At 71.3% G+C, this 17,917-nt stretch carries 13 protein-coding genes; 9 read left to right on the plus strand and 4 right to left on the minus strand.

What is annotated here, in order from left to right; genetic code table 11:
• Positions 1 to 86: 86 nt before the first annotated feature.
• The 3 genes from ABZ842_RS33025 to ABZ842_RS33035 are packed head-to-tail and all read left to right on the plus strand — an operon-like array spanning position 87 to position 4,035.
• Complete coding sequence (locus tag ABZ842_RS33025; protein WP_361545339.1) at positions 87 to 848, plus strand: DeoR/GlpR family DNA-binding transcription regulator; 762 nt, start codon at positions 87 to 89, stop codon at positions 846 to 848.
• Positions 845 to 1,873, plus strand: coding sequence for a 1-phosphofructokinase (gene pfkB, locus ABZ842_RS33030; protein WP_361545342.1), 1,029 nt, complete (start codon positions 845 to 847; stop codon positions 1,871 to 1,873). The genes ABZ842_RS33025 and pfkB overlap by 4 nt, the downstream gene beginning before the upstream one ends.
• Positions 1,870 to 4,035: a fructose-specific PTS transporter subunit EIIC gene (locus ABZ842_RS33035; RefSeq protein ID WP_361545345.1), complete on the plus strand. Its 2,166-nt coding sequence runs from the start codon at positions 1,870 to 1,872 to the stop codon at positions 4,033 to 4,035. The genes pfkB and ABZ842_RS33035 overlap by 4 nt, the downstream gene beginning before the upstream one ends.
• A gap of 113 nt (positions 4,036 to 4,148) precedes the next feature.
• Here ABZ842_RS33035 and ABZ842_RS33040 read toward each other — a convergent pair whose 3' ends face one another.
• A complete protein-coding gene (locus tag ABZ842_RS33040) occupies positions 4,149 to 5,528 on the minus strand; it encodes an APC family permease (protein ID WP_361545348.1) in 1,380 nt (459 codons plus the stop codon).
• 238 nt (positions 5,529 to 5,766) lie between these two features.
• Between ABZ842_RS33040 and ABZ842_RS33045 the strand changes: the two genes are divergently transcribed.
• The 4 genes from ABZ842_RS33045 to ABZ842_RS33060 are packed head-to-tail and all read left to right on the plus strand — an operon-like array spanning position 5,767 to position 9,270.
• Entirely contained in the window at positions 5,767 to 6,594 is an 828-nt protein-coding gene (locus ABZ842_RS33045) for a polysaccharide deacetylase (protein ID WP_361545350.1), read from the plus strand.
• Positions 6,591 to 7,379, plus strand: coding sequence for an SDR family oxidoreductase (locus ABZ842_RS33050; RefSeq protein WP_361545353.1), 789 nt, complete (start codon positions 6,591 to 6,593; stop codon positions 7,377 to 7,379). The genes ABZ842_RS33045 and ABZ842_RS33050 overlap by 4 nt, the downstream gene beginning before the upstream one ends.
• On the plus strand, positions 7,376 to 8,107 hold the full coding sequence (locus tag ABZ842_RS33055; protein ID WP_361545356.1) for an SDR family NAD(P)-dependent oxidoreductase: 732 nt from the start codon (positions 7,376 to 7,378) through the stop codon (positions 8,105 to 8,107). Before ABZ842_RS33050 ends, ABZ842_RS33055 begins: the two co-directional genes overlap by 4 nt.
• Entirely contained in the window at positions 8,104 to 9,270 is a 1,167-nt protein-coding gene (locus ABZ842_RS33060) for a C45 family peptidase (RefSeq protein WP_361545359.1), read from the plus strand. Before ABZ842_RS33055 ends, ABZ842_RS33060 begins: the two co-directional genes overlap by 4 nt.
• On the opposite strand, the gene ABZ842_RS33065 is transcribed toward ABZ842_RS33060, so the two are convergent.
• From ABZ842_RS33065 to brxD, 3 genes are all read right to left on the minus strand, one after another.
• Positions 9,254 to 11,017: an ABC transporter substrate-binding protein gene (locus tag ABZ842_RS33065; protein ID WP_361545362.1), complete on the minus strand. Its 1,764-nt coding sequence runs from the start codon at positions 11,015 to 11,017 to the stop codon at positions 9,254 to 9,256. The two genes, ABZ842_RS33060 and ABZ842_RS33065, sit on opposite strands and share 17 nt — an antisense overlap.
• A 294-nt stretch (positions 11,018 to 11,311) precedes the next feature.
• The gene (locus ABZ842_RS33070) at positions 11,312 to 13,510 is read right to left on the minus strand and encodes a DEAD/DEAH box helicase (RefSeq protein WP_361545365.1); all 2,199 of its coding nucleotides are present in this window, start codon (positions 13,508 to 13,510) and stop codon (positions 11,312 to 11,314) included.
• Positions 13,510 to 14,859 carry a BREX system ATP-binding protein BrxD gene (gene brxD, locus ABZ842_RS33075; RefSeq protein WP_361545368.1) on the minus strand — a complete coding sequence of 450 codons (1,350 nt, stop codon included), beginning with the start codon at positions 14,857 to 14,859 and terminating at the stop codon, positions 13,510 to 13,512. Before brxD ends, ABZ842_RS33070 begins: the two co-directional genes overlap by 1 nt.
• 182 nt (positions 14,860 to 15,041) lie before the next feature.
• Here brxD and ABZ842_RS33080 point away from each other — a divergent pair, with 182 nt between their 5' ends.
• Both ABZ842_RS33080 and ABZ842_RS33085 read left to right on the plus strand, forming a co-directional pair.
• Positions 15,042 to 16,859: a DUF262 domain-containing protein gene (locus ABZ842_RS33080; RefSeq protein ID WP_361545370.1), complete on the plus strand. Its 1,818-nt coding sequence runs from the start codon at positions 15,042 to 15,044 to the stop codon at positions 16,857 to 16,859.
• Positions 16,856 to 17,902 carry a CBS domain-containing protein gene (locus tag ABZ842_RS33085; protein WP_361545373.1) on the plus strand — a complete coding sequence of 349 codons (1,047 nt, stop codon included), beginning with the start codon at positions 16,856 to 16,858 and terminating at the stop codon, positions 17,900 to 17,902. The genes ABZ842_RS33080 and ABZ842_RS33085 overlap by 4 nt, the downstream gene beginning before the upstream one ends.
• The last annotated feature ends 15 nt before the right edge of the window (positions 17,903 to 17,917 follow it).

The following is a 17,917-nucleotide window of genomic DNA, read 5'->3' on the forward strand; positions in this document are numbered from 1 at the left end:
GCGCCCCCACGTGTTTACTTCCCGGAAACCGGACCGTACCCTGCGCTAAAACCACACGTTCGGGCATGGAACGGATGTAATCCCACATGTACGCACCGGAGCGCCAACAAGAGATCCTGCGGCTCGCCCGTGAGGGCGGACGCGTCGACGTGCTCTCGCTCGCCGAGGAGTTCCAGGTCACCGCGGAGACCATCCGACGCGATCTGAAGGCGTTGGACCGCTCGGGACTCGTCCGCCGGGTCCACGGCGGCGCCATCCCCGCCGGGCGGCTGGACTTCGAGCCGGACCTCTCCGAGCGCGAGGCCACCGCGGCGGACGAGAAGGACCGCATCGCCCGCGCCGCCCTCGCCGAACTCCCCGCGGACGGCAGCGTGATCCTCGACGCCGGGTCCACGGTCGGCCGGCTCGCCGCCGCCTTCCCGCTGGAGCGCTCCCTGACCGTCGTCACCCACGCCCTGCCGCTGGCCGTGCGGCTGGCGGACCACCCGGGGATCGATCTGCACCTGGTCGGCGGCCGGGTCCGGCACCGCACGCGCGCCGCGGTGGACGCCTGGGCGCTGCGCGCGTACGGCGAAGTCCGCGCCGACGTCGTCTTCCTCGGCGCCAACGGCTTCTCCACCGCGCACGGACTCACCACCCCCGACCTCGCCGAGGCCGCCGTCAAGCGGGCGCTGCGGGCCGCCGCCCGACGGGTGGTGCTGCTGGCCGACTCCACCAAGTACGGGGCGGAGCACTTCGCCCGCTTCGGGGACCTCGCGGACGTGGACCTGCTCATCACCGACACGGGGCTCTCCCCCGAGGACGCCGCGGCCGTCGAGGCCGGCGGCACGGAGGTCGTGCGCGCGTGATCGTCACCGTCACTCCGAACCCGTCCCTGGACCGTACGTACGAGGTGCCCGCGTTGGAGCGCGGGGCGGTGCTGCGGGCCGGGGCCGAGCGCACGGACCCCGGGGGCAAGGGCGTGAACGTCTCGCGGGCGGTGGCCGCCGCCGGCCGCCGCACCGTCGCCGTGCTGCCGCTCGGCGGCGCCCCCGGCGCCCTCGTCGCCAGCCTCCTCGCCGAACAGGGCATCGAGGTGGCGAGCGTGCCCGTCACCGGCGTGACCCGGTCGAACGTCGCGCTCGCCGAACCGGACGGCACCCTCACGAAGATCAACGCACCCGGGCCCGAGTTGTCGGCGGCCGAGGCGCAGGCGCTGCTGGCCGAGGTGTTGTCGCTGGCGTCGGCGTCGAACGGGTGGGTCGCCTGCTGCGGCAGCCTGCCGCGCGGGGTGCGCCCCGACTGGTACGCCGCCGTCGTCGCGCGCGCCCGCGCGGCCGGCGCCCGCGTCGCCGTCGACACCTCGGGGCCCGCGCTGCTCGCGGCGCTGCGTTCGCGCCCCGATGTGGTCAAGCCGAACGCGCACGAACTCGCCGGGGCCGTCGGCCGCACCCTGCGCACCGTCGGGGACGTCGTCGCGGCGGCCCGGGAGTTGCGCGCGCGGGGCGCGGGCGCGGTGCTCGCCAGCCTCGGCGCCGACGGTCAGGTCCTGGTGGCCGCCGACGGCGTCCGGTACGGGCACGCCGCGGTGGGCGCGGTGCGCAGCGACGTCGGCGCGGGCGACGCCTCGCTCGCCGGCTTCCTCGCCGCGAGCCGAACAGGCTCGACGAGCCGCGCCGACTGCACGAGCCTCGCGGGCGACGCGGGCGACGCGGGCTTCACGGGCGACGCGGGCGACGCCGCGCTGGCCGCGGCCGTCGCGCACGGCGCCGCTGCCGTGCAACTCGCCGGCAGCCTGATGCCGACCCCGGCCGACCTCGCCCCCGAAGCCGTCGCCGTGACCAGGGACGTCCCGCTGGACAGAGCACTCACCGAGCAAGGGAGCCCGCGATGAGCGAGATGATCACCGCGGACCTGGTCGACCTCGACCTGGCCGCCACCACGAAGGAGGCGGCGGTCCGCTCCCTGGCCGAACGCATGGCGGCGCTCGGCCGGGTCAACGACGTCGAGGGCTTCATCGCGGACGTGGCGGCGCGCGAGGCCCAGTTCCCGACCGGCCTGGAGGGCGGCATCGGCGTACCGCACGCGCGCAGCGCCCACGTCACCGAGCCCACGCTGGCGTTCGGCCGGCGCGTGGCTTCGTTCGGCCGCTCCGGCTCCGGCATCGACTTCGGCGCCGCGGACGGGCCCGCCGACCTGATCTTCCTCATCGCGGCCCCCGCGGGCGCCGACGACGCCCATCTGACGATCCTGTCGAGCCTGGCCAGGCACCTGGTGGACGGGGCCTTCACCGACGCGCTGCGACAGGTGACCGACCCGGCAGCCGCGGCGGCCCTGCTGCGCGGCGAAACCACCAACGCCGCCGACACCAACGCCAACGCCACCGCCACCGCCAACGCCACCGCCACCGCCAACGCCACCGCCACCGCCACCGCCACCGCCAACGGACGGTCGGACACCCGGCATGACTTCGCGTCGGACAAGATCCCCACGGCCGTCTGCACCGACTCCCCCGACGGCGCGACGGACGACGACACCAGCCGACCGGCCGGCGCGCCGCCGTTTCGGATCGTGGCGGTCACCTCCTGCCCCACCGGCATCGCGCACACCTATCTGGCCGCCGAAGCGCTCCAGCGCGCCGCCGAAGAGCGGGGCGTGCACCTGGACGTCGAGACCCAGGGCTCGGGGGGCTTCACCCGGCTGGACCCGGTGCTGATCGCGGCGGCCGACGGCGTCGTCTTCGCGCACGACGTGCCCGTACGGGAACGGGCCCGCTTCGCCGGCAAACCCACCGTCGACGTCGGCGTGAAGGCCGGCATCGACCGGCCCGGCGAACTGATCGACCAGGTACGGGCCGTGGCGGAGCGCAGCGAGACGGCCCCGGGGCCGGCCGCCTCCGCGCACAGCGCCACCATGGACGCCGCCGCGGCGGACACCGCCCCCGTGCACGCGGCCGGCGAACCCGGCGACGGCTACGCCACCCGGCTGCGCACCTGGCTGATGACCGGGGTCAGCTACATGGTCCCGTTCGTCGCCGCCGGCGGTCTGCTGATCGCCCTCGCCTTCGCGATCGGCGGCTACGAGATCAACGAGGCGAAGTCCGTCGCCGAGCACTTCGCGTGGACGCAGGGCGCCAGTTGGGCCGCGCTGCTGTTCCAGACGGGCCAGTTGGCCTTCGGCTTCCTCGTGCCGGTGCTCGCCGGATACGTCGCGTACGGCATGGCCGACCGCCCCGGACTCGTCCCCGGCTTCGTCGGCGGCGCCGCCGCGCTGACCATCGAGGCGGGCTTCCTCGGCGGGCTGATCGCCGGCCTGATCGCCGGCGGGACCGTGCTGGCCGTCCAACGCGTCCGGGTGCCGGCCGCGCTGCGCGGCGTCATGCCGGTGGTCGTGCTCCCGCTGGTGTCGTCCGCCGTCGTCGGCTTCCTGATGTTCCTGGTCGTGGGCCAGCCGGTGGCCTCCCTCCAAGAGGCGCTCACCGACTGGCTGTCGGGGCTCTCCGGCGAGGGCGCGGTCACCCTGGGCGTGGTGCTGGGCCTGATGATGTGCTTCGACCTCGGCGGCCCGCTGAACAAGGTGGCGTACGCCTTCGCCGTCGGCGGGCTCGCGGCCCCGAACGAGGGCTCCTTGAAGGTGATGGCGGCGGTGATGGCCGCCGGCATGGTGCCGCCGCTGGCGATGGCGCTGGCGACGGTGGTGCGGGCCCGGCTGTTCACCCGGGCCGAGCGGGAGAACGGCAAGGCGGCGTGGGTGCTGGGCGCCTCGTTCATCACCGAGGGCGCGATCCCGTTCGCCGCGGGCGATCCGCTGCGGGTGATCCCCGCGGCCATGGCGGGCGGCGCGGTCACCGGCGGTCTCTCCATGGCGTTCGACTGCACCCTGCGCGCACCGCACGGCGGCGCGTTCGTGGTGCCGCTGATCGGAAACCCCTGGCTGTACCTGGTCGCGATCGCGGCCGGCACCCTGGTGAGCACGGCCCTGGTGGTGCTGCTCAAGAGCCTGCGCACCGAGCAGTCGGAGGGCGCGCCGGCCGAGCAGGCACCGGCACCCGCGTAAGACGCAGCGCGCGTGCCGCACCCCCCGCGACGGGGCGTGGCACGCGCGCTGCGGTGCGTACGTCGTACGCGTGACGTCAGCGTCGTACGCCGTACGTCAGCGGACCTCGTACGTCATCGGGTGGCCGTCGTCTCCGGGGAGTCCAGCGGCGGGACCTGCCCCTCACCGGCGTCCGGGGCCGGCCGGCCGTCCTCCGCCCCGTCCATGTGCAGCTCGGGCGGCTGCCGGGTGAAGAAGCGGGTGGTGATCGCGAGGATGACCAGCCCCGCGGCCATCCACACCAGGCCGACGACGAAGGTCGTCCCCGTCAGGCTCGTCCACAGCCAGCCGGTGGTGAGGAAGCCGAGGCCCGGCAGGAGGCCGTTGACCAGCAGGGACCTCGCGGTGAGCGGGCCGCGGCCGGCGCCGAAGAGGTAGTGCTTCACCACGCTCAGGTTGACCATCGAGAACGCCGCCAGCGCACCGAAGTTGATCATGACGACGGCCTGGTCGAGGGTGAGGAACACGGAGAGGCAGGCCACGGCCGAGACCAGGACGAGCGCGCCGACGGGGGTGCCGAAGCGCGGGTGCAGCCGCCCGAAGACGCGCCGCGGCAGCAGTCCGTCCCGCCCCATGGAGAAGATGATCCGGGAGACGCTCGCTTGCGAGACCATCGCGGAGCCGAAGCAGCCCAGCACGTAGACCGCGGTGAACGCGGCGCTCAGCCCGCTGCCGCCGATCGTCTCCATCAGCTCGGCGCCCGCCGAGTCGGGGTCGGAGAACTGCCCGTCGGGGCGGACCAGGGAGCCGATCCAGGCGACGAGGATGAACAGCCCGCCGCCGATCGCGGTGGTCAGGATGATGCCCAGCGGCACGGTGCGACGCGGCTCGTGGGCCTCCTCGGCGAGCGTGGACACCGCGTCGAAGCCGAGGAAGCTGAGCGCCAGGATCGCCGCGCCCCCGGCGAGCAGCGACCACTGGTCGGACGCCGGCACGAAGGACTGGAACAGGTCCCCCGCCGCCACCTCGGACTTCGCACCGCCGACGAAGACGAACACGGCCAGCAGCAGACCCGTCACACCCATGATCAGCGCGGTGATCCGGCTGACGAACTTCACGCCCAGCACGTTGAACACCAGCACCACGAGCAGGACGAGCACGCTCCACACGCCCTGCGGCACCCCCGGGAACTGGGCGTGCAGATAGATGCCGGCTAGCAGGAAGGACACCATCGGCAAGAAGAGGTAGTCCAGCATCAGCGTCCAGCCGGTGAGGAATCCGACGTGGCCGCCGAAGACCTTCTGCGAGTACTTGTACGCCGATCCCGCCGCCGGATAGCTGCGCACCATCCGCCCGTAACTGTGCGCCGTCAACAGCATCACGCCGAGTGCCAGCACATAGGCCGCGGGCAGGTGTCCGCCCGTTTCGTCATTGACGATGCCGTAAGTGGTGAAGACCGCGACGGGCGACATGTAAGTGAGGCCGAACAGGACGATCGCGGGCAACCGCAGCACGCGCGTCAGCCGAGGCGCATTTTCAGTGGTGGTACTGGACACCGGCTCTTTTCCTCTCCGCGCCCGTCGGGTTCAACGGGGGTTCCATCGATTCCCGAAGAGTGGCAAACCCCAGGCCAGGCGGACATACGTAATCTTACGGAGTTCGCCGGAGGTCCCCTCGCCGTTACCGTGACCTTGATCCCGCAATGGAGAGAGGACCCCTATGTGGCCTGCTGGCTGTAGCGCGGCAACGGCTTTGACGGTCGACTTCGACGCCGAGGAATTGTGGCTCGCCGAGGACCCCGCGAACGCGGCGCGCCCCGGCGTCCTTTCCCAGGCCCGATACGGCGCGGAAATCGCCGTGCCCGCACTGCTGGACATGTTGGACCGGCTCTCGCTGCCCGCCACCTTCTTCGTCTGCGGTCGCGATGCCGAAAGGCATCCGCGGATCATCGAATCCATCGTCGCCCGGGGCCATGAAATCGGGCACCATGGATACAGCCACCGCTCTCCGCATCTGATGGCGCGGGACGAGGAGGCCGAGGAGTTGTCCCGCGGCCTGGAGGTGTTGCGTTCCTTCGCGGAGCGGATCGAAGGGTATCGATCGCCCTCCTGGGACATCAGTCCCCACACGCTCGACCTGTTGGTCGAGAACGGCTTCAGCTATTCCTCGAACATGATGGACGCGATCAATCCGTACGCGCACGCGACCCACGATCTGGTCGAAGTCCCGGTCCACTGGTCGCTGGACGACGCACCGCACTTCTGGTTCGACGCGACCAGTTGGGACCGGACCATCCGCTCCTCGCGGGAGGTCATGGAGCTGTGGAGCGAGGAGACCGCCGCGATCCACGAGGCCGGCGGGCTGGTCACGCTCACCGTCCATCCGCAGATCATCGGCCGGCCGGGACGGCTGCGGATGCTGGAGAAGTTCCTGATGGCGACGGGGGCGTACGACCGGGACCGGGTCTGGTTCGCCACCGGCTCCGAGATCGCCGCCGCGACCCGGGAGCACCGGGCCGCCCGCACCGCCGCCACCCCCGCGGCCGAGAGCGTCGCCGTGGGTGCGGAGGTGCCGTCGTGACCCCCCGCGCCGACGCCGTGACCCCCCGTACCGCCGTCGTCACCGGCGCCGCCCGCGGCATCGGCCACGACGTCGCCCGCCGGCTGCTCGCCGAGGGGTGGCACGTGGTCCTCACCGACGTCCACGCCGACGTCGCCCGGGTCGCCGCCGACCTCGGCGGCGAACGGGCCCTCGGCCTGGTGGCCGACGCCGCCAGCCCGGCGGACGCCGCGGCCGTCGTCGAAGCCGCGCTCGACGCCTTCGGCCGCATCGACGCCTTCGTCGCCAACGCCGCGGTCGGCGGGCCGGAGACCCCGCTGCTCGACACCCCGGACGCGGAGATCCAGCAGGTCATCGACGTCAACTTCTTCGGGGTGCTGCACGGCATCCGGGCCGTACGGGCCGCCCTCACGCGCTCCGACAGGCCCCGGATCGTCGTCATCGGCTCGCTCTTCGCCCAGCAGCCGACGCCCGGCGCCGGCGCCTACAGCGCCGCCAAGGCGGCGGTGGGCTCGCTGATGCGCACGCTGTCGGTGGAGTTGGCGCAGGAGGTCCCCGGCCTCACCGTCAACGCGGTGGCCCCCGGGTACGTCATGACCGAGATGCACCGTGACGAACTGCGCTCCCGCGCCCGGCGCAGCGGCCGGACCTTCGACGAGGAGCGCGCCCGGGTCGTCGCCCAGGTGCCGCTCGGCCGGCACGGCACCGGCGCGGACGTCGCCGACGCCGTCCACCACCTGCTGTCCGGCGCGTCGTACGTGACCGGGCAGACCGTCAACGTCAACGGAGGAGTGCTCACCTCATGAACAGGCTCGTCGTCACCGGGTCCCGCTCCGGCATCGGCCGGGCCACCGCCGCCCTCGCCCGCCGGCAGGGCTGGACGGTCATCGGACTCGACCTGATGCCCGAGGGGGCCGCGGCGGCGAACGGCGCCGGCGCGGTCACCTTCCCCTGCGACGTCACGGACGGGGACTCCGTGCGCGACGCCTTCCGCCGCGTCGACGAGGCGTGGGGTTCGCGCGCCCCGGACGCCGTGGTGCACTGCGCCGGGATCTACCGCTTCAAGGAGGCCACGGCGACCGCCGCGGCCGACTGGGACGGCGTGATGGACGTCAACGGGCGCGGCTCGCTGCTGGTCGCCGCCGCCGCGGCGGAGCGGATGCGCAACTCCGCGTCGGGCGGCAGCATCACGCTGATGTCCAGCATCGCGGCGGTCCGCGGCGACGCGGGCGAGCCCAGCGCCGCGTACAGCGCGAGCAAGGGTGCGGTGGAGGCGCTCACCCGCCAACTCGCCGTGGAGTGGGGGCCGTACGGCATCCGGTGCAACGCGGTCGCACCGGGCGTCATCGACACCCCGATGACCACCGTCTCGGGGAACCCGGACGCCTTCGAACAGGTCCTGCGGCGCATTCCGGCCCGCCGTCTGGGTACGGCTGAAGAGGTCGCGCAGGTCTGCTTGTTCCTCGCGTCCGAACAGGCCGCGTACGTCAGCGGCACCGTGATCGCCGTGGATGGAGGACAGAGCGCGTCATGAACGCGGAACCACAGACCGTCGAGGGTCCGCCGGCAGAGCCCTTGTTCGTACGGACCAGCGGCAGCCCGCTGGACCGCGGCCGGCAGTACGGCGCCACCGCGCGCCAACAGGTGCTGCGGTCGCTTGAGCAGTACGAGCGCGTGTACGCGAAGTTCGCCGACCTGCCGTGGGACGCGGCGACCGCCCTCGCGGAGACCTTCGTCCCGGTGATCGAGGCGTTCAACGCCGATCACCTGGAGGAGATCCAGGGCATCGCGGAGGGCGCAGGCGTGACCTTCGCCGACGTCCTCGCGCTCAACCTGCGCACCGAGATCCTCTTCTCGGGCAAGGCGCGGAAGATCGCCGCGGGCGCGGGCGGGGCTCCGCCGCCGGCCGAGTGCACCGCGTTCGTTGACCTGCGCGGCCCGGAGCCGGTCGTCGGCCAGAACTGGGACTGGATCCCCTTCGCCCACGACACCGTCGTGGTCCTGGAGACGGAGCCGACGAACGGCCCGCGCTGGGTGTCGGTGGTGGAGGCCGGTCTGCTGGCCAAGTTCGGGATGAACTCCGCCGGGCTGACCGTGCTGACGAACGCGCTGGTCACGTCGTTGGACGTGGGCAGCCCCGGCATGCCCTACCACCTGCTGCTGCGGGCCCTGTTGGAGTCGGAGTCGCTGGCGGCGGCCGAGGAGACGCTGCGCTCCGTGCACCGCTCGTCGTCGGCGAACTACCTCCTGGTGGGCGAGGGCCGGGCGGTGGACGTGGAGACCCGCCCAGGCGGCGCCGACGACGTCAGCGTCCACCGGGTGGAGCCCGGCGGGCTGTTTGTGCACACGAACCACTTCGTCAGCGACGACTCGGCGTTCGCGTCGACGGGCACGGACCTCGGCCCCACCGTGATGGCGGACACCCTCTTCCGGCGCGGGCGCGCCGTCGAGTTGGCACAGTCGCTGCCGCAGCCGACCGTGGCCGGCTGGCACCGGGTGCTCAGCGACCACGAGAACCTGCCGGAGGCGGTGTGCTGCCATCCGAACCCGGCTGAGCACGAGTTGGAGCAGGGCTCCACGGTCGCCAGCGCCCTGATCGAGCCGGAGCGGCAGGTCATGCACCTCGCGCTCGGCCACCCCTGCACCGCGCCCCGCTCCCCGTACGGCTACCGGGCCTTCTTCAAGGGCCTGGGCTGACGGACAGGATCTCCTGCCCGGCCCCCGACAGCCGATAGGTCAGCGTGGGCTGGGACAGGCTCTGGTCGACGGAGTCGTACGGATAGCCGGTGACCGCCTGCCCGGCGTCGGCGAAGAGGTACGTGCCGTTCACCCCCCGGTACGCGGACTCCCGCAGGTGCCCGCCGATCGCCGCCGGGCTGAACGAGCCCGTGATGGCGTGCGCGGCGTGCACCATCCGCACCTGGTCGTACGCGGCGCTCGCCTGGCTGCGACCGGGAGCGGAGCCGTACGCGCGGGCGTACGCCTCGGTGAAGCGCCGCCCCAGCGGGTCGTCGGGCCGGCCGGTGACCGTCGACCAGATGACCTGACCGCCGGGGTCGTGCGCGATGCGCCGGGCGAAGCCGGGCACCGACGGCGTGTAGATGTGGTAGGTGAGTTGGCCCGGGCGGTGGCGGGTGATCGCGTTCTGGAGCTCGGCCGCGGTCTCCACGGACAGGTGTGAGAGCACGACGACGTCCGGCCGGTCCGCGAGCGCATCGGCGACCAGCTCGTCCACGCGGTCCACGGTCAGGCCGACCCGGTGCGTGGAGGTGACCTCCCAGCCGACGCCCGCGACCCGGGTTTCGAAGGTGTCGTCGGTGACGGCGCAGCCGTAGCCGTCGAGTTCGACGACGGCGAGCCGGTGCCGGCGGTCGCCGCGGGAGGGACAGCCGCCGAGGAACGACAGCAGCGCCGCCTGGTACGTCGGCTCGGATGGGCAGGTCTGGAAGACGTGCCCGTACCGCCCCGGGTCCTCGCGCACCGCGGCCACGCTCCGCGTCCAGGTGTTGGTGTGCAGGAACGTGACGCCGAAGTCCGCGGCGAACTCGAAGACGGCGGGGCTCAGGGCGCTGGCGTAGCTGCTGGTGATGGCGTCCGGGGCGGCCTCTTCGAGCGCGGCGAGCCCGGCGCGCACCGAGGCGTCGTCGAGGGGGTCGATGTTGACGGTGACGTGCTCGACGGCGCGTCCGAGGTCGCTGCGGAGGGTGTTGACGTCGCTGGCGGCGAGGGCGGCGCCCTGGGCGGTCTCGCGCCCGTCGGCGGCGAAGGCCCCGCCGACGGCGATGGTGGCGATGCGCAGCGTCTCCCGGCGGCGCGGGCGGCCCGCGCGGTGGGCCCGGGCGGTGGCGCGCAGCCCGGCCGCGGCGGCACCGCTGTGCCGCTCGACGTCGAGGACGCGGATGCTGCCGGCGCCGTCGGCGTCCGGCTTCTGTTCCGTCCCGCCGGGGATCGGCAGCCGGATCAGGTCCCGGTCGACGGCGAGCGCGCCCGCGCCGGCCCGCGAGTCCTGACCGAGCTTCTTGAGCAGCCGCTCGACCTGGGTGGTGACCGTACGGATGCTGGTGCCGAGCCGGCTGGAGATCTCCCGGTTCGACAGCCCGAGCGCGACCAGCGACACGATGTCGATCTCCCGCGCGGTCAGCCCGCCCGGCGGCCCGTCGAGCGGGCTGAGGACGACGGAGACCTGCGCCTGCTCCCCCGGCCGCCGCTCCAGGGCGCACCGGGCCCAGCGCCCGTCCTCGTACCAGAGGAACCGCACGGACGACAGCCCGGCGACGGCGAACCCGACCACCCGCCGCAACAACTCGGGCCCGAGCGCGGCGGACGCCCCGGGGGCGTCGAAGGGGGCGGCGCCTTCGGCCCCCGGGGCGACGCTGACCTCCCACAACTGATCGACACCGCGGCCCGGGGCCACGGCGGTACGGGGAGCGGGGAGTGACCGCACGCGATGCCTCCTTCGTCCGGCCGTCGCGAGAAACCTCGCAAAGCACAATAATCGGCAAATCGCACGCGTACCAGACCCGCCGGGCATCGTCACACTCCAGGGAGGGTCCGCGCCTCGATCCCGTGCCGCTCGAACAGCGCGGCGACGACCCCGCCGCCCTGCGCGAGCCGCCCCGCCCCTGTCGTGCATGACGTCCCGCCTGCACGACGGACTCCTCGCCAATCAACAGCGCCTCAACCACACCCGGCCCGCCGCGCCGAGGCCGTAGCCCCAGGGCACGAAAAGGCCCTCTGCTCAGCCGCCGTACTGAAAGCGCGCCGGTTCACCGAGCACCGAGCGGGCGCTCTCGAAGTCGGCCAACCGAGCCGCCACCGTAGCCACGGCGATCCGTTCCGGAAGGGCGGCGGAGAACTTCAGACCTCGTACGGCGCGACGGTCTACGTCGGGCAGGACGAGGTTCTCCCCGACGTTGTCGCGGGCAGCGCGCCAGTCCGCCGGGGTGAGGTTCTCTCGCAGGCGCAGCCAACTGTCGGTGGGCCGTTGCAGGGGGTCGGTGATGGGCTGGAGGGTGGCTGCCAGGGTGGCATTGGCACGGTAGCCGGCCCAGGTCCACCAGCGGACATCTGAGCCGACGCGCGTGATCAACGTGCCGCCCGGGTGGACGGTGTCAGGTGCGTCGGTGCCACGCTGTTCGACCAGGCAGGCCGCCGCTCGCCGAGTGAGGGAGACGGGTGGGTCCGTGCCTAGCAGCACCTGGCGCATCGCGCGCGTCAAGGCGTACGACAGTCCGGCCACTCCTCCGTTCATCCACTTGGCGATTCCGCCGCCGTCAGTGGGCTCGACGAAGACGCGTTTGCGCAGCCAGTCAATGTACGTGACCTGCCAGCTGCGTCCGCCGAGCAGCAAGCGCCTGGGGCCGGGGCGTTCCTCCGTGAGCACGCTCGGGTCGGTGCGACCGATCTCCGTTCGTCCGGACAGGACGGTGAACTGGGGAGGTGCGGTGAAGGAGGCCGTGAGTTCGATGAAGTGCCGCTTGCCGAAGCGGCGCTCCGCCTCGGGTCCGACGAACAGCATCCCACCGTCGCTGTCGAGGAAGCCCTCCTCGGTGAGGAAGCGCAGGATGGAGGCGGCTGACTTGTCGAAGGGAGCGAGGCCGTTCCACTGTCGGTCCCACAACTGGTCGCCGAGTTTGTGCTGTTGCAGGGTGACGGCAAGCAGTTGCTGGGCGACCAGATGGCGCGGCACCGGCGGGGGAACGACCGGTTCGACCCAGCCCCGCGACCACAGCAGCAACAGGCCCGCCGCCTGCAGCAACGTGTCCTTGCGGGTGGTGAGGAACAGACAGTTCCGCACGCTTCCCGGACGCCGGCCGGTGCGTCCGATGCGCTGCAGGAACGAAGCGACGGAGGCCGGTGAGTCGATCTGGACGACGCGGTCAAGGTCTCCGACGTCGATGCCCAGCTCGAGAGTTGAGGTCGAGATGATCACACAGTCGCGAGCCTCGGCGAACGCCTGCTCGGAACGGGTGCGTTCCTCGACTGAGAGGGAGGCGTGCGAGAGGAAGACCGTCACCTCGCGCGCACGGAGCGCCGCGCCCAGCTCCTCCACCTGGCGACGCGAGTCGCAGAAGACGAGCCGTTTCTCTCCCTTGTGCAGTGCCGCGATGAGTTTGGCCGCGTTGTCTAGGGAGCCGACGTAGTCGAGTTCCACCTCACCCGCAGGTCTGCTGGACGATTCGGGGCTCGCTTCGTTCCTGAGTCCGCTGCCGTCGACGTACGGCAGATGCACACCAGGGGCGATGACCCGACCGGTGCGGCTGCCGGCGCCCGTGCCTTGCAGCCAGTGCAGCAACTCGGCCGGGTTGCCGACGGTCGCCGAGAGCCCGACGCGCTGGACGGGTCGTCCGGTGACCCGCTGCAACCGTTCGAGCACTGCGAGCAGATGCCACCCCCGGTCGTCCTCCGCGAACGCGTGCACTTCGTCGATGACGACGGCCCGCACGCTGCCCAGCAGGCGGGCGTGGTCGGTCTTGACGCCGATCAGCATCGCTTCGAGCGACTCCGGCGTGGTCAGCAGGATGTCCGGCGCCTCGGCCCGGATGCGCCGCCGCTGCGATTCCTTGGTGTCGCCGTGCCAGAGTGCAGCCCGTCGCCCCAGCCACTGGGCGTACGTGTCGACGCGGCCGACCAGATTGTTGAGGAGCGCCTTGAGCGGGCACAGGTACAGCACGGATGTGCCGATCCACTTCTGCTCGGTCATCGCCGACAGCAGAGGGAAGCACACCGCCTCTGTCTTGCCCCCTGCCGTCGGAGCCAGCAGTACGGCATCCTGCCCCTGCATGAGCGGCGTGATGGCCGCCCGCTGCAAGGGACGCAGATCGGGCCAGCCGAGAGTGTTGACGACGTGGTGCAGAACGACGGGGTCGAGTCGCTCGAGTACGTCGATGTCCTCGTCACCCGGGTCCTTCTCGGCCGGGCTTCCCGCCTCCGCCATCACAGCTCCAGGTCGATGTCGTCGGCCGATGCGGAGCCTCCCGAGACCGTTGCAGCCAGATTCCGTTCGACCTCGGTGAGTTCGCTACCACCGACGGTAAGCCGGTAGTGCCGCCGCGGGTCGAAGTCGTCGAACTGGTCCACGCGGTCCAGAACGTCCCCGACGAGCTTCTTCAGGAAGAGCCGGGGGGCCACCCCGACCTTCCCACCCAACGCCCCGCCGACGGCCACGGCGAGATCGGCGACGTAGGTGTCGTCAACGACCTTGCGCACGCGCTCGGGTGCCTCTGCGGCATCGGCGTACAGGTCACGGATGGTGAGGCCCAACCCGACCAGGGACTCCTGGTTGAAGCCGGGAAGCCTGATCTGGACGGCACGAGGGTTGTCGAAGCGCGGTTCGGTGGTGAAGTCGGTGGCCAGCCGCTGAGCGAGCGGAGCAAGACGCTGCACACCCTGCTGCCCCTCGTAGAAGGCCGGGGTGCCCGTGATGACCAGGTAGAGGCCGGGGAAGCGGCCCGAGTGCACCTCGTCGATGAGTTGCCGCAGCGCGTTGAGCGCCTTGTCGCGGGCGTCCGACCGGACCCGTTGCAGCGTCTCCACCTCGTCGAGAACGACGAAGAGCCCGGTGTGCCCCGAGTCGCGCAGCACGGTGAGGAGCCCCTGCAGGAATCCGAGTGCTCCGAAGTGGTCGAGGTCACCGCGCACTCCCGCGGTCCTGCGGGCGGAGGCCGCGACGTGCGGCTGGCCGCCGAGCCATGCCAGGACAGCTGCGGCGGTCGCCTCGTCACCGTCCGCAAGGGCTGCCCGGTAGCCACGCAGAGCGGTGGCGAACGACGGGGCGTGTCGGGAGACCTCGGCGAGCCGTGCGACGAGCAGCTTCTCCACCTCGTTCGGAAGCTCCTCCTCGGTCGCGCCGGCCGAGAGGGCGTCTTCCTCCAGTGCGTAGAACCAGGCGTCGACCACGGGTCGCAGCGCGCTGGGCGGGAAGCTGGAGGTGGTGAGCCGCTCGGTGAGCCGCCGGTAGACCGTCTCCAGGCGGTGCAGCGGGGTCTCGTTCTCCGAAATCTGGACCTCGGCCACGGCGAAGTTGCGGCGCTTGGCCCGTTCCCCCAGCCAGCGGGTGAAGAACGTCTTGCCGGACCCGTACTCCCCCCGCACGGCCTTGAACACGGAGCTGCCAGACGCCACGGCGTCCAGTTCCGCGTCCAAGGCGGCTTCGAACCGGTCGAGTCCGGTGGCCAGCAGATCGAGTCCGCCATCGGGCACGGCACCGCGCCGCAGCGCGTCGATGACGGTACGGCGGCGGGCGGCGCTCACCTGTGCGGGGCGCTGGGATCCGGTGGTGCTCACGGCAACCAGTCTTCCATTTCCGCGGACATGCCCGTACGAGGACGAGAAGGCGGCGGTCAGTCAGCCCGCGCCTCCCACGGCAACGTCGCGAACCGCCCACTTCGCGGAACGGGTTGACGGTCACCTGGAGACGCTGTTGGAATCACTCTCCGTACATGCGCCAGGGTGGGAGTGGGACGAACGTGGCGGCACTGGACAACGTGAAGCTCAAGGACGTACTCGGGGACGTGGCATCGGGTTCCTTGCAGTTGCCCGACTTCCAGCGCAACTGGAAGTGGGACGACGACCGGATCCGCGCCATCATCGCGACGGTGACCTTGGACTATCCGCTCGGCGTGGTGATGACGTTGCAGACCGGCGGCGCCACCCGGTTCCGCTCCCGGACTCTCACGGGAGCACGACCCGTAGGGGATCCGACCGCGGACCTCCTCCTGCTGGATGGGCAGCAGCGACTCACCTCCCTCTTCCAGGCCCTGTGGCTGGACGCCCCGGTGGAGACGGCGGACGCCCGTGGCAAGCCCATCGAACGCTGGTACTACGTCGACATCGCGAAGGCCGTCGGCCCGTCTGCGGACCGCGACGAGGCCATCCTGTCCGTCCCGGCGGACAAAGTGCTCCGCAGGGACTTCAACCGCACGGTGGTGCTGGATCTCAGTACCACGGAGGGCGAGTGTGCGGCCGGTCTCTTCCCTCTGCACATCGTCTTCGACGCCCAGCGCGTGAACCAGTGGATGATGTCGTACGTCAAGGCGGACGAGGACCTGAACTGGGACCTGTGGGGTCAGTTCGACGAGTCGGTCCTCCAGCAGGTACGTGCGTTTCAGGTACCGATGATCCGACTGTCCGCTGCCACCTCCTTGGACGCGGTCTGCGCCGTGTTCGAGCGGGTCAACACTGGCGGCGTGCCCCTGAACGTCTTTGAACTGCTCACCGCGACTTACGCCGGGGACCGCGAGTACGTGGACCGGACCGGGGACTACTACCAGCTCCCCGAAGTGTGGCGGGAGATCAAGCAAGGGCTGGCGGCCAAGTACCCGGTCTTCGGCCGTCTGGACGGCAGCGTCGAGAACGGGCTGAGCAGCATCGACTTCCTGCAGGCCATCGCCCTGGTACGCACCTGGGAACGGAAGCAGGCGGGCACTGGGGCGACGGTGTCGTGCAAGCGACGGGATCTGCTGGACCTTCCACTGGCCGACTTCGTCCGGCTGGCGCCGGAACTGGCCGGCGCCTTTGCCTGGGTGGGCGACTTCCTGGAACGACAGTGCATCGTCCGCCCCAACGATCTGCCGTACAAGACTCAGCTCGTACCGCTCGCGGCCGTCCGCGCGATCCTCGGTACGGCACTGGACGGCCTGGGAGCGGAGGAGAAGACCGAGCAGTGGTACTGGTGCGGCGTCCTCGGCGAGATGTACGGCGGCTCCACCGAGACCCGCTTCACCCGTGACGTCGAGCAGCTCGTCCCGTGGATCGCGCAGGACGACCGGGCCCCGGACACCGTCACGGACGCCTTCTTCTTCGCCGACCGCCTCGACAGCCTCACCACTCGCAACAGCGCCGCCTACAAGGGCATCTACGCGTTGTTGGTTAAGCAGGGGGCAGTGGACTGGCACCACACGAGTAGCCCGCTCAGCCCCGGCAGGCTGGACGAGTACAGCGTGAACGTCCGCCAGATCTTCCCCAAGGCATGGTTCCGGCGCGGCAACAGCCGCGGCCTGCCGACGAACTCCATCGTGAACAAGACCCCGCTGTCCTATCGTGCGGCGATGGACATGACCGGGGCACCGTCCTCCTACGTGACCACCATGGTCGCGGCCTCCGACATGCGCCCCGAGTGGTTCGACGACGTGCTCGCCACCCATCTCATCGATCCTGAAGCACTGCGCGACAACGACTACGAACGGTTCTACAACGACCGTTCCAAGCAGTTGCAGGACCTCGTGCACGCCGCCATGGGCAAGAGGACCATGCTCCGTGACCCTGCGGAGGGCGAGGCCCGATGACGAGCACACCGAGCGGGCAGGACCTCGCAGCGCTCAAAGGCAGGACCGTCCCCGTGCAGGACATTCTCGACCTGTTCCAGGTCAGGGTCCGTGATCACCGGACGGTGCAACGCATCTCCCAGGCGTTCGCGGACGCCGGGCTGACGACGCTGCCGAACTTCGCTGTCTGCAGCCAGCGCAGCAACGTCGACGTGGTACCGCTCGCGTCCGTCCCCGCACAGGCCGCCGCTGCCGACGCGGAGGAGGACGAAGCCGAGGAGGCTCTGCCTTCAGCAGCCCTTCCGCAGCGCCTGCTGCTCGGGGACATCCCGTCAGCGCGCCGCGGCCTGGTGTCCGTCGGTCCCGGCACGCCCTTGCCGCAAACGACGTTCCTGATGCGCACCAACGGCATCGCCCAGGTTCCGGTGACCACTGGCATGGCCCAGATCCACGGGGTGGTCACCTGGGGGTCCGTCGCCAAGATGTACGAGGCGGGCAAGGAGCCGACGCTGGACAACGCGATGGAGAAGGACTCCCTTCCGGTCGCCGACACCCGTCAGGAGCTCTTCTCCGCCCTGCCCATCATCCGCGAGCACGGGTACCTCCTGGTCCGGGGTGACGACGGCTGTCTCTCGGGCATCGTCACCGCCGCAGACGTCACGGACCGCTTCGAGGGCGCGGCGCGGCCCTTCTTCATCGTCGGGGAGATCGAGTCCTTGCTGCGCCGCTGTTTGGGCGCGGCACTGGACGAGGAGACCATCAAGGCCGTCCAGACGAACAAGAAGCCTGAGCACCGCACCGGCCAGGTCTCCGACCTCATGTTCGGCGACTACTTGAAGCTCCTCGACGGCGAACAGACGAAGACGTCGCTGGCCGAGCGCGCCGATGGCAACTGGGAAGCCCTCAAGTGGCCCAACATGCCCAGGGAGCAGTTCATCGGCCGGCTGAAGCGAGTGAAGGACATCCGCAACCGGATCGCCCACTTCGACGAGAAGCCGCTTCCGCCGGAGCTGCTCGACGAACTGACGACGTTCGCGAAGCTGCTGCGGGCGTTCGTGGCCTGAGGCGCGTGCGAGGCA

Origin of the sequence: Streptomyces sp. NPDC047315 (assembly GCF_040643215.1) — a bacterium.
Classification (GTDB): domain Bacteria; phylum Actinomycetota; class Actinomycetes; order Streptomycetales; family Streptomycetaceae; genus Streptomyces.